The sequence below is a fragment of the Bacillus sp. HMA207 genome (assembly GCF_003402455.1).
GTDB classification, from domain to species: domain Bacteria; phylum Bacillota; class Bacilli; order Bacillales; family Bacillaceae_G; genus Bacillus_A; species Bacillus_A cereus.
Genome location: NZ_BEZT01000004.1, coordinates 13,714 through 35,137, shown reverse-complemented (window position 1 = coordinate 35,137; position 21,424 = coordinate 13,714). Strand labels below are relative to the sequence as shown.

Sequence of the window (21,424 nt, the reverse complement as noted above, 5' to 3'; positions counted from 1 at the left end):
TAATTGGTAATATATAGGTTCAATGAGAGTTACGAATAAGGGGGGAGCGTATGAAGAAGGATTTGGATAAGAAAATAGAAGCACTCGAAACGGCAATTGAAACAATTCAAGAAGCACTTGCTGAATTAAAAGTAAAGCAAAGGGAAATAGAAGTAGAAAACGCTCAGCAACATGTTAGTAAGAACAAGAAAGAATATATTGAAACGGTAATGGAGGAAAAGCCAAAAGAAGAAATAGTTAAGATAAAAGAGCCTTTGCAAGAACCTGAGGTAAAACAAGTAGATATATCGGCTTTTAAACCAGAGCCATTTAATATTATTAAGTTTTGTCAGACGTGGTTACCGCGTGTATTTGTCGGTATTATGTTGCTTGGAGTGATCTGGTTATTTAAAGCAGGGGTAGATGCTGGTTTATTAACACCAGCGATACGAATTGTGTTTGGTATCGCATTATCTATCGGGTTGTATTATATAGGAGATATTCAAATTAAAAGAGAGCGGCAAGCGTTAGGATTAGTATTAGCTGGAGGAAGTATTACCGGGATTGTTCTAACGACGTTTGCAGCACATTATTTATATGGATTTATTCCGGCAAGTGTCGCGTTTCTCTGTAATATTGCATGGGTTATTTTAGGTATTTATTTAGCGAAAAGATATCAATCGGAATATCTCACTATTTTCGTAGCGGTCGGTGCGTTCTTCGTACCATTCTTGTTAAATAGTACGACTCCTAATCCTTATATTTTCTTTGGATATGAGACAGTATTAACACTTAGTTTATTATGGTATGCGTTGAAAAATCGTTATAAATACTTATATATGATTTCTTACGCTGTTGCTGCCATTGTCCTTTTCGTTTTCTTTGCTGTTATGTCAATGTTAGTAGAGAACTTGCAAATACAGTTAACGATTGTATATGGTTTGATTCATTTACTATTATTTTGGCATATGTTTACGGAGAGAAGTTTTATACCAGAACCACGTTTGGCGATATTTAGTGCGAATGCAGTTTTCTTTATACTAGCTATTGCCAAAATACCTGATTTTACAACATGGGGATTGATTATTAGTGCAATTGTGCACGCTGCTATGTTTGTGCTTGAGTATAGGAAGAATAGACATTCTACATTTACAAATCTCTTATTTGGTTTCGCAATGGGAGCATTTAGTTTAGCGATTTTATACGAGTATAGTTTAGTGAATGCAGCGATTGTACTATTATTACAAGGTTTCCTTGGCATGGTCACTTCTATTAAAGTAAAACAACAGATAAAATTGTATGTTAGTGCGACGGTTTACGCAATTGGAATGATACAGACTATTTTTAGCCCGTTTGATCAATTTATTTCGGCAGGCTTTGTTGCTCATCTTATTTTAATAGGAACGTTCTATTATTGCATGAGAGAAGCGAAAGAAGTATTAGCGAGCTTCGGCAAATATATGTATTCTATAGTGCTCTATTGGTTTATGATAATTGTATTTATTACAATTACGAGAATCGGTGAAGTTTTATCTACAGATGGAAGCGTAATTAGTGTATCAGTATCGTTATTATGGATGGTATATGCATTATTTGCGGTTTGGTTTGGAAGAAATAGAAATATGAATGAAATATTATATGCTGGTTTAGTCGTTTTAGTCGTAACGGTAGGGAAGTTATTCTTACTTGACTTACCAGAGGTATCGATGATGATTAGGGCAGTGTTATTCCTAATCGTCGGTAGTATAGGTATCGTTATTTCAAGAATGTTTTTCTCGAAGGAAGAGAAGTGAGAAGAAGGCAATCCATGTATGGATTGCCTTCTTTATTATTTCTTATTAATCGTTACAGTTTCATTATATTTCGTTGTTGTATTTTGGCGTAGACGAAGCGTTGCTTGTCCAGTTGTATTTGAATCAATCTGTACATTTACAACTTTCTCAGCAGAGCCTAAGCTGTTTGTTGTGAAAGAAAATGCACTACTATATCCGAAAGTAGATGGCCAAGTGCCGTTTGCATTTTGTACTTTAGCCACTTGTGTTCCACCAGTAGTGAAGATACCTAAAGAATAGTTGTTATACGTTGTATTAGGTAGTAAGTTATTTACTTGAATCTTCATTTGGAAAATTTCATTGTTTGGTAGAATGCTAGGGTGTGTAACGACGTAGTCGCTTGTTGTTACCGCACCGTTATAACCGTATGAACCTGGTTTAAAAGTATTTGTATTAAACCATTGATAACCTGCATTTGGTGCACTCCAAGGTTCAGGTTGTGGTTCTGTTGATAAGTTTGGCTGTTCAAATGTTTGTAGAGCTGTAGGTGAATCAAGTTGTAAACCATTTACTTGATCTAAACTTGTAAATGTCTCTTTATTTGATAACCAATTTACGATGTTTTCTAATAAAATCGCATCGTTTTCTTCTTTATAACCATCGTAAGTTTTCTTTGTTTGACCAGAATCTTCACGAACGTATTTTGGCGTAGCATCTTCAACAGGAGAAGAGTCACCAATAAAGGCAGCTTTTCCAAGTCCTACTTTTGCGATAGCAGCATATGGGCCTTCTGCAATACCACCGCCATTATAAACGCCACTATCAACAGCGTTATTCCATTTTGATGGATTTTCTGGAAGGTAAACAAGTCCTTTTGCTAGTTTTGGGTTTGTAATTGCTAGAGTAGAACCAGCATGCATTGCTACAGACGAAACACCTTTTGTAATTCCGAAAGATTGTTCAGGCGATACAATTGTTTTCGCTGAAACATCACCAAGTGCATTGTAGCGGAAGCGAATACCGAAGTTGTCAGAGAGCCAATCAGAGCTTTCTACTCCTTGCATAGCTTGTGAATTTGCTTCTTCATTAGACATTCCTTTTGCTGGATTATCCCAAGCACCGCGTCTATATCCATTAAATACTTCAGAAGAGTCCCAGCGATTTTTATTACGATCTGCATTGTAATGATCAGCAATAAAGAAGATACTACCACCATTTTTTACATATTGTAACATAGCGTCCTGCTCAGATTTTTTGTAAGGAATATTAGCTTCTGGAACGATAAATACATTGTAATCTTTTAAGTCTTCGTACGTAATAGGTGTTGATTTACGAAGTTCCTTTACGTGATATCCGTTTTTTGCAATGCCGTTTCCGAAGTCAGAAAAGCCGCCGTCAATAACCCAGTCAGCTGTCCCAGCAGTTTGACCGTGTGTATTATCGAATAATACTTTCTTCCCATTGTTTTGATTTACAACTTTTGCAGCAATTTCAGGAGCTGGGTCTACAGAGCTTTCGGCATAAGTAGACGGTATGAACGAGGTCCCTATACTTAGTGTAATTGCTGTTGCTAAAGAAAATGTAATCCATTTTTTATTCTTCATAGAAGAATCCCCCTAATAATAAATATATGTGCTTTAATAATGTAATTTATTTTTCTGTAAAAATAAAGACGGAAAACATAAAAAATATTAAAAAATTGTAAAAATACCGTGAATTTTGTTGAGAAATATTTATATAGATATAAAAACATCCCTTCCAAGTAATAAGGAAGGGATGTTTTGCTTAACTAATTTTTGAGTTAGGTGTTTCATCAATCTTATGAAACCCTTTCATGTAATATACGATTGCTAAGCCGATAAGCCAAATTGGGCCGACAATCAATGCAATTCGTGTATCTTCTGAATACGCCATTATACCTAATACTAATACAAGGAAAACGAGTGAGAAATATGAGCTTAATGGGTATAAAGGCATTTTATACGATAACTTTTGTTTATTTTGAGTAGGCAAGCTTTTACGGAATTTAATTTGAGCGACTAATATAATTCCCCAAGTCCAAATTGCACCGAAAGTTGAAATGCTAGTAAGCCATGTAAATACCTTTGCAGGTACGAGATAGTTTAATATAACACCAATTAGTAAAACGATAGCAGTTGCTACAATTCCTTGGCTTGGAATGCCATTTTTATTTAAACGACCAAATCTTTCAGGAGCTTTTTTCTGCTGAGCTAATGTATATAGCATACGGCCTGTACTAAATAAACCACCGTTACAAGAAGAAAGAGCTGCTGTTAATACGACAAAGTTAATAATACCTGCTGCTTTTGCGATACCAATTTGTTGGAATGTTAATACGAATGGACTGCCTTTCTCACCAAGTTCGTTCCATGGATAAATTGCCATCATAACGAATAATGCCCCAACGTAAAAGAGTAGAATTCTCCAAAATACGTTATCGATTGCCTTTGCGAGTGTTTTCTTCGGATTTTGAGCCTCACCAGCTGTAACACCGATTAATTCAACGCCTAAATAAGCGAATAGTACCATCTGCATGGAGAGTAGTAACCCAGAAAATCCATTTGGGAACCAGCCACCATGTGACCAAAGATTTGAAATACCAGTAGCGATACCACCGTTTCCGAATCCGAATAAAATAATACCAGCTCCGACTACTATCATACAGATAATTGTGACAATTTTAATGAGAGCAAACCAAAACTCAAGTTCTCCAAATACTTTTACCGATAAGAAGTTAAAAGCGCTCATTAATAATAGAGCAAGTAATGCCCAAGTCCAGCGCGGGATATCAGGGAACCAGTACTGCATGTAAATGCCAGCTGCTGTAATTTCAGCCATACAAGTAACAACCCATAAGAACCAGTAATTCCAACCAGTAATATAACCAGCGAGTGGTCCAATATAATCATATGCATATTTACTAAAAGAACCAGCAACAGGTTGTTCAATTGCCATTTCCCCAAGCGCTCGCATAATGAAAAAAATAACGAGACCGGCAATCATATAGCCTAGCAAAATAGAAGGACCTGCTAGTTTAATGGCGGAAGCGGATCCTAAAAATAGCCCAACGCCAATAGCTGAGCCCAGTGACATTAAAGTAATATGTCGTTCTTTTAAACCACGATTTAAAGTTCCAGATTTGTTTGTGTGCTGCATAAGAAGAATCCCCCTTGTAGAGTGAACGATATTTGAATGCGTTTACTAAATATTTAACTATTTCAAATTATAAAACATTTCTATCTGTTATGCTACAAAAATAATCATAATGAACTGTACTACATCTGTACTTGTCAGACTTAAACTTAAAATTCGAACTATTAGGGAATATATTGACTCTTCTTTTTATTGATTGTTAAGATTAAGTATTATATTTTCTCACATACTAGTAAGAAAAAGAATGTGTGATAATAATTCAGGTGTAGGAAGGGTACATAAGCATGTTTCAATTACAAAAATATAACACTTCTGTGAAGCAAGAGTTTTTAGCTGGCATCACAACTTTTTTTACATTTGCGTATATTCTTGTCATCAATCCAAAAATATTATCTGATGCAGGTGTACCATTTGATCAAGCGTTTACAGCAACAATTATTGCAACCGTTGTTGGAACAGTAGGTATGGCGATTTTCGCGAATTACCCGATTGTTATTGCTCCAGCTATGGGAATGAATGCATATTTTGCTTATTCTGTTGTACAGAAGGCAGAAGGGATTACATATGTAGTTGCCTTTTCAGCTGTATTTGTAACGGGGATTATTTTTCTTTTATTATCTTTTACTTCGTTTAGGCAAAAGTTAATTTTAGCAATTCCTGATAGTTTAAAGCATGCAATTGCAGGTGGAATTGGACTATTTATTGCTTTTATTGGATTGCGCCTTTCTGGAATTATCGTGGATCATCCGTCTAATTTAGTTACGATTGGTGATTTTCATTCTCCAGCTGTTATTTTAACTTTAATTGGTTTAATATTAGCGGCGGTATTAATGACATTGCGTGTGAGCGGTGCATTATTTATTAGTATGATTGTGACAGGAATTATTGCCTTCTTTACAGGGCAATTGAAGTTTGCTGATAAAATTGTGGCGATGCCTCATTTACCAGAGGGTATCATCGTTTCAAACCCAATCAATGCCTTTTCAGATGTAATTGAATACGGATTATACGGCGTTGTATTTTCATTTTTACTTGTACTTTTATTCGATACAACAGGTGCATTACTTGGTTTAATTAAACAAGCAGGTTTAATTACAGACAATACAGAGAAGCGTTTTGGTAAAGCGTTTATTGCAGATGCAATTGGCGGGACTACAGGTTCTATCTTTGGAACCAGCCCAACAGCAGCGACGATTGAATCGTCAGCAGGTATTGCTGCAGGTGGTAAAACTGGGTTAACAGGGATTGTAGTTGTTGGTCTAACAATTATAACGGCATTTTTTAGTCCTGTTATTGATTCTTTATCAAGTGTAGCCGCTATTACAGCTCCTTCATTAATTATAGTAGGTAGTTTAATGGCACAAAGCATTCGAGATATTAATTGGAATGAATTTGAAGATGCGTTACCAGCATTTTTAATTTTTATAGGTATTCCGTTAACATCTAGTATTGCAAATGGAATCGCAATTGGATTTTTAGTATATCCAGTCTTGAAAATTGTGAAGGGTAAAGGGATGGAAGTACATCCATTACTATACTTATTTACAATTTTATTTGGATGTCATTTATTCTTATAATATAGGAGAGGGGGCTTCTTATGAGGGGCTCCTTTTTTGTGTATAATAAAGTGAAACTTAAATTAGTAATGTAAAATATAAATTACTTATTGGAATATATATTATAATAAGGGTGGAGGAGAAAGAAACAGTAAACAAAAACATAGACAAAAGTAGGCATATATAGTGAAAAGTAATTATGAAACAATATAAACCGAAAGAATTTTCAGAAATGCTTAATGTCTCTGTTAAGACATTGCAAAGGTGGGACAATCAAGGTGTTTTACCTGCTTACCGAAACCCAAAAGGAAGAAGATATTATACAGAAGAACAGTATAAGAAATATATGGGTATTCAAGAAGAACTTGTTCAGGATTTAATATCTATCATTCATGTATTTAGCTGTAGAATATATGGGTTGAGAAAATACGAAAAGAAAATGTCGGAGGATGAAGACTTATGAAAAGAGCATATTTAATAGAAATCAAACCGACAACTGAACAAATTAGTAAAATCCGTCAAACTATTGGGGTGTGTCGATATGTATATAACCTGTATATCTCTAAAAATAAAGAGGTATATGAGTCGGAGGGGAAATTTCTTAGTGGTTATGACTTTTCCAAATGGTTAAACAACATTCATACAAAAGAGTGTGACCAGTGGATTAAAGAAGTGTCGAGCAAAGCGGTAAAACAAGCGATTATGAATGGAGATAAAGCTTTTAAGCGGTTTTTTAAAGGTTTATCTAAGTTTCCACGATATAAAAAAAAGAAGAAGCAAGATGTGAAGTGCTACTTTCCGAAAAACAACAAAACAGATTGGACAGTAGAAAGACATAGAGTAAAAGTCCCTACAATTGGTTGGATAAGGTTAAAAGAGTATGGATATATTTCAAAAAATACAACTGTAAAAAGTGGTACAGTATATCAAAGAGCAGGAAGATACTATGTGTCTATACTCTGTGAAGTGAAAGAGGTAAAACCAAATGCAACTCTCAATACAGTAGGTCTAGGAATTGATTTGGGAATTAAAGACTTCGCTGTACGTAGCGATGGAAAAACTCACAAAAATATAAATAAAACAGTACAAGTAAAAAAGATAGAAAAACGGTTAAAACGTGAACAACGCTCTTTATCACGCAAATTTGAAAATATAAGAAAGAGAGGTGAACAACCTGTTACTAATAAAAGAGCGAATATAAACAAAAATATTCTTAGGGTGCAAAAACTACATGCTAGGCTAGCAAATATTCGATTAGCGTATGTAAAGTCTATTGTAAATGATGTGGTGAAAACCAAGCCAACGTTTATTGTAGTAGAAGATTTGAATGTGAAAGGTATGATGAAGAACAAACATCTATCTAAAGCTGTAGCGCAACAATGTTTTTATGCTTTTAAAACATGGTTATTAACGAAATGTAGGGAATATGGAATTGAACTACGGCAAGTGGACAGATTCTATCCATCTTCTAAAATGTGTTCATGTTGCGGTCAAAAAAAGTCGGATTTAAAGCTGTCTGACCGAGTATATACATGTGAATGTGGCAATGTAATAGATAGAGATTTAAATGCGTCAATCAACCTTTTACAAGCAAAAAAATATACAATACTAACGTAAATAGATTGTATATATGTACGGTGGGCTACATCGGAATTTACGCCTGTGAAGTGTCACAGCAAACTGTAGTAGCAAGTGATTAGCGAGGCAGGGCACGTAGAAGCAGGAATACTCTAAGAATATACATTTGTCTATATTTTTAGTAGCAGGAACATGAATGGCTGTAAGTAAAATAAAAGTCGCGCGTGTTCAGTTAGATTTAACACAGCAACAATTAGCAGAAAAAGTAGGCGTTACAAGGCAAACGATTAGTTTAATTGAGAAGGGGAAATACAATCCATCTTTAGATTTATGTTTAAAAATTTGTTATGCAGTAGATAAAACGTTGAATGATTTGTTTTGGGAGGAAAAGGAGTGGTAGGATGAAAATCGTGAAAGATGAACGTTTAATGATTGAAGGGTTAAAACATATTAGATTAGCTTTCATCTTACAAAATATCGTCATACTAGCTATCGTCTTTTACCGCTATGTCTTGCAAGGGGCAGGATATGAAAGTGTTTCGGATTTATTAATGGTATTTATGGGCGGGATAATAATTATTAACTTTTTAAATCTGAAAAATTCAGTGGAAGTGTATGAGCATACGGGCGGAGTGTCGCGTCGTTATTTTATGAAGCTATTATTCATTCCGGTGGGTATTATTATTGGGATTTTAGCTATTTGTATCGTTGTAACACCAGATATTTCGATAAAGGAAATTAGTATGACAGGACTTATTATGTTTGCTTGTTTTTTAGTTCCAAGTTTGTTTATATACATATATATGAAAAAAATAAAAAGAGAAGATTGAAATATAAGAAAGGCTTTCCTGTATTGAGGAAAGCTTTTCTTATATCTTTTTATACAAAACTTTATGAAGGCCAATTGGTTCAATTTCAAAAATTTCACCATGCTCCTGAAAGCCTAATCGTTTGTAATAGTCAGTTACAGTAATTCGGCCATTACACCATAACATATTTGCTTGACGCTCTTGTAAGATTTGTTCTGCATTCTGAATTAAGGAGCTTCCAGCGTGGTTGTTTCGAAACTCAGGTAATGTGGCCATTCCTCGTAGACGATAATGAATCCCGGCTGGTAGGTCAGGATATATTTCTTTTGAGAAGGAAGCGATACTAATTAGTTCATCGTTTATAAATGCGCCTAAGTGGAAGGTGTCTGTTTCATAATCGGAAGGATATTTACAATCTGCTAATGTTTGATTGGGGCGTAAAATTTTTTGACGTAATACGTAAGTTTCAGATCCCTCAATATTTTTCACGGTAATCATATTAACATCCTTTCTTATAACGCTTTTTCTGTTAATTGTATAAAGAAATAGGCAGGTGCGGCGAGAAGTCCGAGTATGCTAGCAGTTCCGAGAAGGAGTGAAAGTAGGAGGCAAGAATATTTTATTCCATTCGATTTTTTCCATCCGTAACTACAAATCTCAATACTAACACCGATGAGAATAATGGCAACGAGTATTTCGGCTAATAATAAGAGAGCTAAAGTTATAATAGACATAATGTAATCCATCCCCATAATATGTGATAGTAACATTTTACCATATGAAATGGAAAAAATGCCCCTCAATTATGTGAGGGGCATTTTTTTATTCTAATATGTTTTTTAGTGTATCGATATGTTCTTTTGAGCCTGTTACAAGTAATGTATCACCGTGTTGTAGTCTTGTATCCCCATGTGGGATTAATGCTTTATTTCCACGATAAATTTGAATGACTAGTACATCACCTAAAAACGGAAGGCGACGAAGTGCAACGCCGTTATATTTATTGCTCCGTAGTTCAACTTCACGGACTGTTTCGTTTGCTGTTGTAATTAAGCGGACGAGACTAGGTTTATCAATAAGCGCACGTAATAAAATACGTGTAGAGTTAATTGTTGAGAATACAGCGATATGTTCTTGCGTTGCTTTTTCTTGTAGAAGTGGATCTTCTACACTTGCAATAACATGTTCAACACCTAGCTCTTTTGCATGTTCTGCCAATAATAAGTTTTGTTCATCATCACTTGTTGCAACAACGACGCGATCTGCATCAAATGCTGTTTGTTCAGTTAATGATGCGATTGTGATGTCATCCAATTTCACGATAGGGAAGTCGTGCGATTTCGCTTCTTCATCATTTATTTTGTTTTGACGCATCATATATAGCGTTACGTCATAATCTTCTCGTTTTAAATCTAGTGATAACGGAAGGGTAATTCTGCTCGCGCCAATAATAGCTACTTTTGGTTTTGGTGTTTCTACTTTTGGGAACATTTTTTTAAACAATATAGGTGCAAAAATACAAGTAATAACTGCGCTTAAAATAAGAGAGGCAGATAAACTTGGACTGATGATCTCCAGTTTTTCACCAATTTGTGCAGCCGCAATAACTAAAGAAAGTGTCGATGTTAATAAAATTGCACTTCCAAGTACGATATTACGTGGATACCATTTTCTTAAGACGAGTGATGGTAAGAGTTTTGAAATAAAGAGTCCTACAATTAAGATTGGGATCATTAGCATGCTAGAAGGTTCTTTGAAAATAGACCACACCTCTAGATTTACACCAACCATTACGAAGAAAATAGGGATGAAGAAACCATAGCCGATAGAATCAAGTTTTTCCACCATATCTTCATTTGGTGATAATAAAGATACAAGTACACCTGCTAAGAAGGCGCCTAAAATATTTTCTGCTCCAACAGATTCCGATAACCCAACTAAGATTAAAATGAGTGCAAAAACAGCTCGTGTATCAATTTGTACACTACCAGCTTTTAAACTATCTAAGTATGGAATGTTTTTAAAACGTTTTGCAACGAAGTAAATAACAATACCAGCGCCGAATAGAAGAAGAAGAAGCCACATGCTTTGGCCGCTTTCGGAATTTAATCCGACGAATACAGCGAGTAAAATCATTGTAACTAAATCCGCAATAACAGCGACTAATAAAATGATTTGCCCAATTGCTGTTTTTCCTAAGTTATTCTCTTTTAATGTTGGTACAACAACACCTAAAGAAATAGTTGAAATAATTAAAGTCATGAACATTGCATTATCTACGAATCCTAGCCATACGAATAGTAATGATAGGGCATAAGATAAGATGAAAATAAATAAGAAGATAATGCTTGCTGCCTGAAATGTATTTGGTTCGTTTGTCGTATTTTTTTTCCCTTTTTGTTTAAAGATAGAAAAATCAATTTCTAAACCGCTTAAGAACATGAGGAAGATAAATCCTAATGTTGATAAAACTTGAAGCCATATATCTGGCTCAATAATATTAAACCCACTTTTACCTACAAAGATTCCTGCAATAATTTCTGCAACGACCACAGGAAGTGCTTTTAATTTAAAGCGTTGTAACAAAAGGGGAACGAAAAACGCGATTGCAACGACAACCATAAGTGATAGAACAGAAGTATGATGTTCCATTGCGTTCTCTCCCTTCAAATAAATATAGTACCTATTTAGCCATATAATAGGTAGAAAAGCAACGCATATGGATTCGATTTCATAAAGAAAGACTTTTCTTAACATTTGTCATAATAAGTATATTTTTCATGATTATGCTGTTAATTCCGTAATGTGGATGTAATAGAGGGGATAAAAAAAGACTGCTGAGGAATCTCAGCAGTCTTTTTCATGTACATTACATTGAGAAGAAGATCCATACAGTTAAACCAACTGTTGCAGTTGCAACGAAGAAACTGTATATCATTGTAAGAATTTGAACTCTTCCTTCTCCTTCTTTTAAATGCATGAACATAATTAATTGTAACAATGCTTGCGCAACAGCCATTATGATAATAGTTGTTAAGACTGTTGAAAGTGGCAATGTTGTGTAAAGTGCCACGTATAACGCTAGAAACGTTAATGCAAGCGATAAAATAAATCCGAAAACGTGTGACCAAGGGAATCCGCTATGCGCATGCCCGTTTGCTTGATTGTTGTTTTGAGCCATTTACGCCACCATCCCGTTCAAGTAAACTAGTGTGTAAATAAAGACCCAAACAAGATCAAGGAAATGCCAGTATAAGCTGATAATGAATACTTTACGAGCTGTAACTGGTGTTAAACCTCGTTTTAAAATTTGGATAATAACACAAGTTGCCCAAATGATACCGCCTGTTACGTGAGCTCCGTGCGTTCCAAGAAGAACGAAGAATCCAGATAAGAAAGCACTTGTTTGAATTGTTGCGCCTTCACCAATGTACATAATGAACTCTTCGATCTCGAAGAATAGGAAACCTGCACCTAAAAGTAATGTAAGGACGAACCATCCAAGCATCGCTTTTTGGTTATGCTTACGCATTTCATGAATTACGATACCACATGTGAAACTACTTGTTAAAAGTAGTAATGTTTGAATTAAAAGCGTTTTAAGTTCAAACAATTGCGCTGGTGTTGGGCCATCTGCCGTACGACCAGCAAGGACTAGATAAGAGGCGAAAAGTGTTGCGAACAGCATAATTTCAGCCCCAAGAAAAATCCAGAATCCTAGGATATTCAATCTGCTTTGTTCGGATTGATATTCCAAAGGTAAGCTTTTATCTAAAGCCGCCATGTCATTTCACCTCTCATGCTATATGTTCTGTTTTTTTAATTTCATCAACACTGATATAGTAGCCTTCATCATAATCGAATGAACGATAGATTAAGCAAGCTAAAATACCAATACCACCGATTGCTGCAAGCCAGAACCAGCTAAATACTAATGCGAAACCTGCAAGACCGAAGAATCCAGACGCAATAATAGGCACACCAGAGTTACTTGGCATGTGAATTGGTTTAATATCTTCTGCTGCTGGTGTAACTGTTTCTCCGCGCTTTTTCATGTACCAGAAAGCATCAGCTTCTTTAATTTCAGGAAGCTTCGCGAAGTTGTAATGTTGTACAGGAGAGTGAGTTGCCCATTCAAGTGTACGACCATCCCATGGATCTCCAGTTGTGTCACGTTCACCGTGACGTGCACTCCAAATTACGTTGTAGCAAAGAAGTAGGAAGCCGATACCCATCATTACCGCACCAACAGATGCGATTTGGTTTAGCCATCCCCATCCAAGACTTTCAGAGTAAGTGTACATACGACGAGTCATACCGTCTAAACCTAAGAAGTACATTGGGAAGAAACAGATGTTGAATCCGCTCATAAAGATCCAGAATGTCCATTTACCTAGGCGTTCATTTAACATATGACCAGTCATTTTTGGATACCAGAATGTGAATCCAGCAAGCATAGCGAATACTGTACCTGCGATTAATACGTAGTGGAAGTGAGCGATTAGGAAGTAGCTGTTATGGTATTGATAATCAGCTGCTGCCATTCCAAGCATAACCCCTGTAACCCCACCGACTACGAAGTTTGGAATAAATGCCAATGACCAAAGCATTGGAACTGTAAAACGAATACGTCCTTTATACAGTGTAAACAACCAGTTAAAGATCTTAACCCCGGTTGGAATCGAAATCGCCATTGTCGAAATCGAGAAGAATGAGTTAACCGCTGGACCTGCACCCATCGTGAAGAAGTGGTGAAGCCATACGACGAAACTTAGTAAAGAAATTGCAACCATTGAGTATACCATCGCACTGTAACCGAATAGACGTTTACGTGAGAATGTACTAATGATTTCAGAGAAAATACCGAATGCCGGTAAAATAACGATATATACTTCAGGGTGACCCCATACCCAGAACAGGTTGGCCCATAACATCGGCATACCGCCGCTCGCCATCGTAAAGAAGTGAGCATCGAATAGACGGTCAAATGTCATTAATGCAAGAGCAACTGTTAATACTGGGAAAGCGAAAATAATGATAATTGTTGTAATTAAGATTGACCAAGTAAACATTGGCATTCTCATTAAAGTCATACCAGGTGTACGCATTTTTAAGATAGTAACAAGGAAGTTAATACCGGTCATTAGCGTACCGAGACCTGAAATCTGTAATGCAATTGCGTAGTAGTTATTTCCTACGCCTGAAGTAAACTCTGTACCTGCCATTGGGAAGTAAGAAGTCCACCCAGCGTCTGGAGAACCACCGATTACGAAAGCGATGTTGAATAACATTGCTCCGACAAAGAATAACCAGAAACTTAAAGCATTTAAGAACGGATATGCAACGTCACGAGCACCAATTTGTAATGGTACTACAAGGTTCATTAATCCCATAACGAATGGCATTGCCATGAAAAGAATCATTACTGTACCATGCGTTGTAAAGATTCCGTTATAGTGTTCAGCGTTTAAATAAGTTGTTTCTGGGAATGTTAACTGTGCACGGATCATTAAACCATCCATACCACCACGGAATAACATGATAACCGCAGAAATAATATACATAGCTCCGATTTTTTTATGGTCAACAGTTGTTAACCATTCGTCCCAAAGCCATTTCCATTTTTTATACTTTGTTAGTACGAAAATGATTGCTAATGTCACAAGAACGATAGAAGCGTCTGCACCGTAAATAATCGGATCACCTGTGACAAAGAATTCATCAAGCTTCACTGTGTTCACTCCAATCTGTTGGAATAATAGCTATTATTTTTTGTTTTTGTAGTAGTTGTAATCACAATATTCAAGTGATTTTGGATCTACATAACTTAAGTGGTGACTAGAGAATGTCATACGACCAACTACACCAGGTTTAACAATTTCGTTGTACTTAGCTTCTGTTAGTTTAGGAGCAGTTTCTTGTACTTCTTTAACCCACTTGTCATATTTCTCTTTAGTTTTTGCTTCAACTTCGAACTCCATGTGAGTGAATCCTTCACCAGAGAAGTTCGCACTACGACCTAGGTAAGAACCTGGCTTATCAGCTTGTAAATAAAGATCCATAATCATGCCATCCATTGTGTACTTCATACCACCAAGTTCTGGTACCCAGAAAGCATTCATTGGGCCGACAGAAGTCAGTTTGAATTGAATTGGTACACCAGCTGGGATGTTTAAATAGTTAACGGTTTCAATTTTTTCCTCTGGGTAACTGAATAACCATTTCCAGTTTGCAGATGTAACATAAATTTCAACTGGTTTAATATGTTTGGACTCTTTCGGAACCTCTTCCGAAGCATAAGTTGCTTTTACTGTTGGAATCGATAATGCGATAACGATAATAACAGGAACAAGCGTCCAAATAATTTCTAGTAATGTGTTACCGTGTTGTTCAGGTGGCTCATAGTCCATATTCTCTGGTTTTTCACGATAACGAATCAAGATGACTGTAAACAGAATGAATACAATTGCGATAATTAATGACATAAGCAAGAATGACCAAACAATTAAATCATACTGTGCTTTTGCAACAGGTCCTTGCGGATTTAATACTGCGAGTTTTTTATCACAGCCACCGAGGAACAGAAGTAATGATAACGGAAGAAGTGAAGCCAACTTCCAAAACGCTTTCTTTAGTTGCACGATTGAAAATCTCCTTTCTCCTTGGATTGAAACTATGCCAATAAAACAATATAAACCTATTAATTTATAGAAGGCAATAGTTTTTGATATATTGTTAAAAAATAGACACAAATGCACACTTTTTAAGGTGAATATCATTTGTAACTTGATTACATTGTAAACTATTTTCCAGAGAAAAACGTGATTGTGAAAATTTTAAGATAAATAAAGTTATACCAGGATATCCAAGAAATAGAAAAAAGCTATCTTATGATAAGAAAGATAGCTGAATATTTTGTATATTTAGTTTATTTCTTGTGTGACAGTTCGTGGCTGTTCAAGTGTGACAATTTTTTTATATTTAACTTGGTATAAAATGTAACAAATAATCATAAATGGAATGCCGCAATAAAGAGCAATTCTTTGATCTGGAATGAAAGCCAAACTAACAAATGTAATGAAATTGAGCGAGAACGCTACGATTGGAACGAGTGGATAGAGCGGTGTACGATATTTTAAATCATTTATGTCGCCACCATTTTTCACGAAATTTCTACGGAAGAAAAACTGTGAAGCGGCGATTGACATCCAAACTACAACGGCAGCCATTGCTGCAATAGATGTTAAAACTAGAAAGACAGTATCTGCCGCAAATACACTTGTTAGTAAGGATAGGCTAGCGAAAATTAGGCTGAAAATTAATGCATTTAGCGGTACACCTTTTTTAGTTAATTTCGTAAATGCTGGACTTGCCATTCCTTGTTTTGCCATCGCCCACAGCATACGAGAATTTGCGTAGAGACCAGAGTTAGCAACGGATAATACAGCTGTAATAATAACAAAGTTCATAATGTCTGCTGCATATGGGACACCGGCTACATCAAATACAAGTACAAAGGGACTTTCGACTAGATTAGCCTCTTGCCATGGGAGTAAACCTACAACAACTGATATCGCTAAGACGAAGAAGAAGAGAGTTCGCCAAATTGTGTTTTTAATTGCTTTTGGAATTGTTTTTTCAGGATTTTCACTTTCGCCTGAAGCGATTCCGATTAATTCTGTTCCTTGGAAGGAGTAATTTACTGTAATCATCGTAAGAAGAACAGCTAATGCACCATTTGGAAATAGCCCGCCATTTTCAGTGAAATTATGAAGCATTGGAGCTGGCTTTCCATTAAAGTCTAGTAGACCGAACATAACAGCGCCGCCAAGTACGATGAAAATAACAATTGTTGCGACTTTTACACTTGCGAACCAAAACTCTGCTTCTGCATATGCTTTTGCTGATAAAGCGTTTACGAGGAAGAGTGCTGCTGCAAATGTAACGCACCAAATCCAGGAAGAAACGTCTGGAAACCAGCGTTTCATTAAAATACTTACAGTTGTTAACTCTACGCCAACTGTAACAGCCCAATTTAACCAATACATCCAACCGACAACAAATCCAAAACCAGGTGAAATGAATTTGCTTGCATAACTTTGGAATGAACCTGCTTCTGGCATAGCGACGGATAATTCACCAAGACATAACATCGTTAAATACATAACAAATCCACCGACTAAAAATGCAAGAATAGCACCACCAGGTCCGGCATTATGGACAATTTGACCAGATCCCATAAATAACCCGGTTCCGATAACACCGCCGAGTGCAATCATAAATAGGTGTCTACTTTTCATTGTTCGTTTTAAATCTGTTTGTTCAATTTGTTGATTCATATGCCCCTCACCCCGTATTTTCTTGAATGTGTGAACTTCGTTTTATTCTGAGTTTTTAATCATTAGTGGGGGATGCAACACACACTCGGTTTATTTGCTATGAAATGAATGGAGTATGTAAAAAAACGAACTATGACTAAATACTCTAAGAATGTTTGTTAACATGGTGATATCTTCACTATGTTAACAATTTTGATTTTAGCAAAATATTCTGTAAATGTATATTTATTTTTCTTTTTATTAAAAATAATTAGAATTTTTATAATTAATTCTATGATCGATAATTCACATGATCTTTCTAGCAAACTAGTAAGAAGAAGGGTACAATGATAAGAGGTGTATCTGTAAAATAATAATTAATGGAGTTTTGTTTATAATGAAAAAGTTAAAATATCTTTTTGTTTTTGGGATTATACTTGCTGCTGCATTTTTTATAGGAAAAGATAAAATCATGCAAAAGGCGCAAGTTCTACGCTTAGAGTTTCTATCTGAAATGAAAGAAGCAGCTATGATTGAAGATGTTCCGTTTATTAAACAATTACCAGAATTACCTAGAGGGTGTGAAGTGACAAGTTTAGCTATGTTGCTGCAATATAAAGGTGTACAAGTAGATAAGATGCAACTTGCTAGCGAAATTCATCGTGTTCCATTTGAACAAAATGGTTTGCGTGGAAATCCTTACGAGGGATTTGTGGGAAATATTTATACAAAGGCAGAGCCTGGGTATGGTGTATACAATAAACCAATCTTTGATTTAGCAGAAAAATATGTTCCTGAAAAAGTAATTAATTTAACAGGTAGAGACATGCAAGATATATATAAAGTAATTAGTTCTGGCTCTCCGGTATGGGTCATTATTAATACGACGTTTAAGCCGCTAGCTGAAAGTAGTTTTGAAACATGGAATACGAGTTCAGGCGAAGTGAAAATTACATATTATGAGCATAGTGCAGTAGTAATTGGATATGATCAAAACTTTGTATATGTAAATGATCCTCTTAAAAATAATCCACGTTTGGCTGTTCCGCGAGCAGAATTTGAGAAAGCTTGGGAGCAAATGGGAAAACAAGCAATTACTATTTTATAATAATGAAAAAGTCATCTTTGGGATGGCTTTTTCTTTTTGGTTTATTAACACTGAAAATTCAGAAGATTCTTTTAAAAATTAACAATTCACGTTATAATAACATTTAACTTGGTGAAGAAGGGGAGAAGAGAAATGGATGTTGCAAAGGAACTTGTTTTGTCAAAAAATCAGTTAGTTGAGTGGAGAAGGCATTTTCATAAGTATCCAGAGTTATCTTTTCAAGAAGAGAAAACATCGCAGTTTGTGTTCGATATACTTCGGAAATTCCCATATTTAGAAGTGTCACGGCCGACTAAATATAGTGTGATGGCAAAGTTAGTAGGTAAACATCCGGGCAAAACAGTTGCGATTCGAGCCGATATGGATGCTCTTCCTATTCATGAAGAAAATGAGTTTGATTTTATTTCTACATATAAAGGTGTAATGCATGCATGTGGTCATGATGGACATATAGCGATATTACTTGGGGTTGTACATAAGTTGGTAGAAGAAAGAGAGAAGATTCAAGGGGAGATTCGTTTTCTATTCCAACATGCTGAAGAGAATTTTCCTGGTGGTGCAGAGGAGATGGTTGCTGCAGGTGTAATGGAAGGTGTGGATTATATTATTGGTGCTCACCTTTGGGCGTCGTTAGAGGTTGGGAAAATAGGTGTTATTTATGGTCCTGCAATGGCTGCACCGGATGTTTTTAAAATTAAGATAGAGGGAAAAGGTGGACATGCTGGAATCCCTCATGAAACGGTGGATAGTATTGCAATCGGAACACAAGTCGTTTCGCAACTTCAGCAAATTGTATCTCGCCTCACGAATCCATTAGATTCTCTCGTAATATCTGTTACGCAATTTCATGCTGGGACAACTCATAATGTAATACCAGAGCAAGCCGAGATTGAAGGGACAGTAAGAAGTTTAAGACATGAATTACGAGGTGAAACAGAGAAGAAGATTGAGCGGATTGTGAAGCATATTACGGAATCTTACGGAGCGAAATATACATTTTCATATGAATATGGATATCGACCAGTTGTAAATGATTATGAAGCTACAGAGCTTATTGAACAAACGGCATTACAACTTTATGGAAGGGATAGGGTTGTTCGTTTACAGCCGACGATGGCTGGAGAAGATTTTTCAGCGTTTTTACAAAAGGCACCGGGGACATTCTTTTTTATCGGAGCGGGAAATAAAGAGAAAGGTATTATATATCCTCACCATCACCCTCGTTTTACGATTGACGAAGATGCATTACCGATTGGAGTGGAAGTCTTTGTATCAGCCATTATGAACTTTATAAGTAAAGGAGAATGAGATGAAGAAAATACACATTCTAGCGCTTATCCCAGTTCTTTGTTTAGTAGTTGGGCCAATATTTGCGAATTCAGTTACTCCTTACGTATTAGGGATGCCATTTTTATTATTTTGGGTATTATTATCAGTGTTTATTACATCTTTTTGTATGTGGCTTGTGTACGTGTTTGATCCTGCTAATAAGGAGGATGTAAAATGACTGCATTACTTATCATTATTTTATTTTTGTTTCTCGCACTATTTTTAGGGATTCGGGCACAACATGGAAAAGATATGAATTTAGAACAATGGTCAGTTGGAGGAAGAGGATTTGGCACTATTTTTGTTTTTCTCCTTATGGCAGGTGAAATTTATACGACGTTTACATTTTTAGGGGGAAGCGGCTGGGCGTATAGTAAAGGAGCACCTACCTTTTATATTTTGGGATATGGTGCTTTAGCTTATCTTTTATCGTATTTTTTATTGCCACCCATTTGGAAGTATGCGAAAGAGCATAACCTTGTTTCACAGTCGGATTTTTTTGCGAAGAAATATAGAAGTAAAGCGCTTGGACTTATTGTTTCGATTGTTGGTGTTGTTTCCATCATCCCATATCTTGTTTTACAGTTAAAAGGACTGGGAATTATCGTTTCAGAAGCTTCTTACGGAAGGGTGTCACCTGTTGTTGCAGTATGGATCGGTGCTATTGTTATAACTATATATGTAATGGTTTCAGGTATACATGGTTCGGCTTGGACGGCTGCTTTGAAGGATATTATGATACTGTTTATCGTTATGTTTTTAGGTATATATTTGCCGTATCATTATTATGGAGGATTTCAGCCGATGTTTGAGGCTGTAGAGGCAGCGAAACCGGGATTTTTATCTTTACCTGAAGAAGGAATGAGTATTTCTTGGTTTGTTTCTACTATTATATTAACGGCCCTCGGTTTTTATATGTGGCCTCATACATTTGCTTCTGCTTTTTCTGCAAAAAATGAAAAAGTATTTCGTAAAAATGCAGCAATTATGCCATTGTATTCTTTAGTTTTACTTTTCGTATTTTTTGCAGGATTTGCTGCTATATTGCAAGTTCCTGGGTTAAAGGGAGCGGATGTAGATCTTTCGTTATTCCGTCTTGCTTTACAAACTTTTGATCCTTGGTTTATTGGAATTATTGGTAGTGCGGGAGTATTAACGGCATTGGTTCCAGGGTCTATGCTTGTTATGGCGGCTTCTACACTGTTAGCAAAAAATATTTACCGAACGATAGTCCCGTCTGCTTCAGATAGACAAGTTGCTAAGATGGCAAAATTATTTGTGCCTGTAGTAACGCTCGTGGCAGTTTTATTTACATTTAAGGGAGGAGAAACAATAGGAGCACTTCTATTAATGGGATACAGTATCGTTACGCAACTTTTCCCTGCACTTGTATGTAGCTTGTTTCCACGTCAAATTATTACGAAGCAAGGGGCGATTGCAGGAATGGGAGTTGGGCTATTAGTGGTCGCATATATTACCTTATCTGGTTCAACTATAGCCACGATGTTTCCGAGTTTCCCGCAGTATATAAAAGATTTGAATGTAGGTATAGTCGCATTGTTAATTAATATAATTGTGATGTTTGTAGTTAGTGGATTTACAAAAGTTGTATTTATAAAGAAAAACACTATAATAGTAGAAAAGTAATTCGTTTATCCTGCATTAACGGGCAGTAAGACCCCCACCTCAAAATTCAGCGGAAGCAAAGAAGTTAGGTGGGGATTAAACTGTCCGTAAAAGCCCGATTGGTGAGGGTTGATTAAAGTTTTACTTTATTAGAGCTATCTTTGAAAAGAGATAG

The 21,424-nt window shown here is 36.0% G+C and carries 20 protein-coding genes; 10 read left to right on the top strand and 10 right to left on the bottom strand.

What is annotated here, in order from left to right:
- The first annotated feature begins 50 nt into the window (after nt 1-50).
- Nucleotides 51-1,772, top strand: a complete 1,722-nt coding sequence (locus HMAS_RS24735) for a DUF2339 domain-containing protein (RefSeq protein ID WP_016121908.1) — start codon at nt 51-53, stop codon at nt 1,770-1,772.
- 35 nt (nt 1,773-1,807) lie between these two features.
- Here HMAS_RS24735 and HMAS_RS24730 read toward each other — a convergent pair whose 3' ends face one another.
- Nucleotides 1,808-3,355: a DNA-binding protein gene (locus HMAS_RS24730; protein ID WP_000791506.1), complete on the bottom strand. Its 1,548-nt coding sequence runs from the start codon at nt 3,353-3,355 to the stop codon at nt 1,808-1,810.
- 181 nt (nt 3,356-3,536) lie between these two features.
- Nucleotides 3,537-4,928 (bottom strand): amino acid permease, encoded by a 1,392-nt coding sequence (locus tag HMAS_RS24725; protein WP_001164897.1) that lies wholly within the window; start codon nt 4,926-4,928, stop codon nt 3,537-3,539.
- Between the two features lie 281 nt (nt 4,929-5,209).
- Between HMAS_RS24725 and HMAS_RS24720 the strand changes: the two genes are divergently transcribed.
- The 5 genes from HMAS_RS24720 (at nt 5,210) to HMAS_RS24700 (ending at nt 8,889) form a co-directional block, all read left to right on the top strand.
- Nucleotides 5,210-6,502 carry an NCS2 family permease gene (locus HMAS_RS24720; RefSeq protein ID WP_025710076.1) on the top strand — a complete coding sequence of 431 codons (1,293 nt, stop codon included), beginning with the start codon at nt 5,210-5,212 and terminating at the stop codon, nt 6,500-6,502.
- 178 nt (nt 6,503-6,680) lie between these two features.
- A complete protein-coding gene (locus HMAS_RS24715) occupies nt 6,681-6,944 on the top strand; it encodes a MerR family transcriptional regulator (protein WP_025710075.1) in 264 nt (87 codons plus the stop codon).
- Nucleotides 6,941-8,098, top strand: a complete 1,158-nt coding sequence (locus HMAS_RS24710; protein ID WP_046392356.1) for an RNA-guided endonuclease InsQ/TnpB family protein — start codon at nt 6,941-6,943, stop codon at nt 8,096-8,098. The genes HMAS_RS24715 and HMAS_RS24710 overlap by 4 nt, the downstream gene beginning before the upstream one ends.
- Nucleotides 8,099-8,255: 157 nt before the next feature.
- The gene (locus tag HMAS_RS24705) at nt 8,256-8,459 is read left to right on the top strand and encodes a helix-turn-helix transcriptional regulator (protein ID WP_000301183.1); all 204 of its coding nucleotides are present in this window, start codon (nt 8,256-8,258) and stop codon (nt 8,457-8,459) included.
- Between the two features lies 1 nt (nt 8,460).
- Nucleotides 8,461-8,889: a hypothetical protein gene (locus tag HMAS_RS24700; protein WP_000706629.1), complete on the top strand. Its 429-nt coding sequence runs from the start codon at nt 8,461-8,463 to the stop codon at nt 8,887-8,889.
- 39 nt (nt 8,890-8,928) lie between these two features.
- Here the strand turns inward: HMAS_RS24700 and HMAS_RS24695 are convergent, their stop codons facing one another.
- The 8 genes from HMAS_RS24695 to HMAS_RS24660 form a co-directional block, all read right to left on the bottom strand.
- Nucleotides 8,929-9,366 carry a GNAT family N-acetyltransferase gene (locus HMAS_RS24695; protein ID WP_025710073.1) on the bottom strand — a complete coding sequence of 146 codons (438 nt, stop codon included), beginning with the start codon at nt 9,364-9,366 and terminating at the stop codon, nt 8,929-8,931.
- 14 nt (nt 9,367-9,380) lie between these two features.
- Nucleotides 9,381-9,638, bottom strand: coding sequence for a DUF4022 family protein (locus HMAS_RS24690; RefSeq protein ID WP_000926991.1), 258 nt, complete (start codon nt 9,636-9,638; stop codon nt 9,381-9,383).
- Between the two features lie 52 nt (nt 9,639-9,690).
- Nucleotides 9,691-11,520 carry a monovalent cation:proton antiporter family protein gene (locus HMAS_RS24685; protein ID WP_000399965.1) on the bottom strand — a complete coding sequence of 610 codons (1,830 nt, stop codon included), beginning with the start codon at nt 11,518-11,520 and terminating at the stop codon, nt 9,691-9,693.
- A gap of 217 nt (nt 11,521-11,737) precedes the next feature.
- On the bottom strand, nt 11,738-12,049 hold the full coding sequence (qoxD, locus tag HMAS_RS24680; protein ID WP_000068425.1) for a cytochrome aa3 quinol oxidase subunit IV: 312 nt from the start codon (nt 12,047-12,049) through the stop codon (nt 11,738-11,740).
- Complete coding sequence (gene qoxC / locus HMAS_RS24675; RefSeq protein WP_000729318.1) at nt 12,050-12,652, bottom strand: cytochrome aa3 quinol oxidase subunit III; 603 nt, start codon at nt 12,650-12,652, stop codon at nt 12,050-12,052. It lies immediately after the preceding gene.
- A gap of 13 nt (nt 12,653-12,665) precedes the next feature.
- Nucleotides 12,666-14,600 carry a cytochrome aa3 quinol oxidase subunit I gene (qoxB, locus tag HMAS_RS24670; protein ID WP_000762366.1) on the bottom strand — a complete coding sequence of 645 codons (1,935 nt, stop codon included), beginning with the start codon at nt 14,598-14,600 and terminating at the stop codon, nt 12,666-12,668.
- A 33-nt stretch (nt 14,601-14,633) separates the two neighbouring features.
- On the bottom strand, nt 14,634-15,509 hold the full coding sequence (locus HMAS_RS24665) for a cytochrome aa3 quinol oxidase subunit II (RefSeq protein WP_001176165.1): 876 nt from the start codon (nt 15,507-15,509) through the stop codon (nt 14,634-14,636).
- A gap of 282 nt (nt 15,510-15,791) precedes the next feature.
- On the bottom strand, nt 15,792-17,207 hold the full coding sequence (locus HMAS_RS24660; RefSeq protein WP_001075749.1) for an amino acid permease: 1,416 nt from the start codon (nt 17,205-17,207) through the stop codon (nt 15,792-15,794).
- Between the two features lie 376 nt (nt 17,208-17,583).
- Between HMAS_RS24660 and HMAS_RS24655 the strand changes: the two genes are divergently transcribed.
- The 4 genes from HMAS_RS24655 to HMAS_RS24640 all read left to right on the top strand — a co-directional run bounded on the left by HMAS_RS24655 (nt 17,584) and on the right by HMAS_RS24640 (nt 21,270).
- Nucleotides 17,584-18,294, top strand: coding sequence for a C39 family peptidase (locus HMAS_RS24655; protein ID WP_000734488.1), 711 nt, complete (start codon nt 17,584-17,586; stop codon nt 18,292-18,294).
- Between the two features lie 132 nt (nt 18,295-18,426).
- Nucleotides 18,427-19,602 (top strand): amidohydrolase, encoded by a 1,176-nt coding sequence (locus HMAS_RS24650; protein ID WP_025710072.1) that lies wholly within the window; start codon nt 18,427-18,429, stop codon nt 19,600-19,602.
- Nucleotide 19,603: 1 nt separating this feature from the next.
- Nucleotides 19,604-19,801 (top strand): DUF3311 domain-containing protein, encoded by a 198-nt coding sequence (locus HMAS_RS24645; RefSeq protein ID WP_006919289.1) that lies wholly within the window; start codon nt 19,604-19,606, stop codon nt 19,799-19,801.
- Entirely contained in the window at nt 19,798-21,270 is a 1,473-nt protein-coding gene (locus HMAS_RS24640) for a sodium:solute symporter family protein (protein ID WP_098906008.1), read from the top strand. Before HMAS_RS24645 ends, HMAS_RS24640 begins: the two co-directional genes overlap by 4 nt.
- Nucleotides 21,271-21,424 lie beyond the last annotated feature (154 nt).

Coding starts and splice junctions, on each gene's coding strand:
- qoxC (WP_000729318.1), bottom strand. CDS start 12,652: ATGGCGGCTTTAGATAAAAGCTTACCTTTGGAATATCAATCCGAACAA.
- HMAS_RS24710 (WP_046392356.1), top strand. CDS start 6,941: ATGAAAAGAGCATATTTAATAGAAATCAAACCGACAACTGAACAAATT.
- HMAS_RS24690 (WP_000926991.1), bottom strand. CDS start 9,638: ATGTTACTATCACATATTATGGGGATGGATTACATTATGTCTATTATA.
- HMAS_RS24645 (WP_006919289.1), top strand. CDS start 19,604: ATGAAGAAAATACACATTCTAGCGCTTATCCCAGTTCTTTGTTTAGTA.
- HMAS_RS24685 (WP_000399965.1), bottom strand. CDS start 11,520: ATGGAACATCATACTTCTGTTCTATCACTTATGGTTGTCGTTGCAATC.
- HMAS_RS24705 (WP_000301183.1), top strand. CDS start 8,256: ATGGCTGTAAGTAAAATAAAAGTCGCGCGTGTTCAGTTAGATTTAACA.
- HMAS_RS24720 (WP_025710076.1), top strand. CDS start 5,210: ATGTTTCAATTACAAAAATATAACACTTCTGTGAAGCAAGAGTTTTTA.
- HMAS_RS24695 (WP_025710073.1), bottom strand. CDS start 9,366: ATGATTACCGTGAAAAATATTGAGGGATCTGAAACTTACGTATTACGT.
- HMAS_RS24725 (WP_001164897.1), bottom strand. CDS start 4,928: ATGCAGCACACAAACAAATCTGGAACTTTAAATCGTGGTTTAAAAGAA.
- HMAS_RS24640 (WP_098906008.1), top strand. CDS start 19,798: ATGACTGCATTACTTATCATTATTTTATTTTTGTTTCTCGCACTATTT.
- HMAS_RS24735 (WP_016121908.1), top strand. CDS start 51: ATGAAGAAGGATTTGGATAAGAAAATAGAAGCACTCGAAACGGCAATT.
- HMAS_RS24655 (WP_000734488.1), top strand. CDS start 17,584: ATGAAAAAGTTAAAATATCTTTTTGTTTTTGGGATTATACTTGCTGCT.
- HMAS_RS24650 (WP_025710072.1), top strand. CDS start 18,427: ATGGATGTTGCAAAGGAACTTGTTTTGTCAAAAAATCAGTTAGTTGAG.
- HMAS_RS24730 (WP_000791506.1), bottom strand. CDS start 3,355: ATGAAGAATAAAAAATGGATTACATTTTCTTTAGCAACAGCAATTACA.
- HMAS_RS24700 (WP_000706629.1), top strand. CDS start 8,461: ATGAAAATCGTGAAAGATGAACGTTTAATGATTGAAGGGTTAAAACAT.
- HMAS_RS24660 (WP_001075749.1), bottom strand. CDS start 17,207: ATGAATCAACAAATTGAACAAACAGATTTAAAACGAACAATGAAAAGT.
- qoxD (WP_000068425.1), bottom strand. CDS start 12,049: ATGGCTCAAAACAACAATCAAGCAAACGGGCATGCGCATAGCGGATTC.
- HMAS_RS24715 (WP_025710075.1), top strand. CDS start 6,681: ATGAAACAATATAAACCGAAAGAATTTTCAGAAATGCTTAATGTCTCT.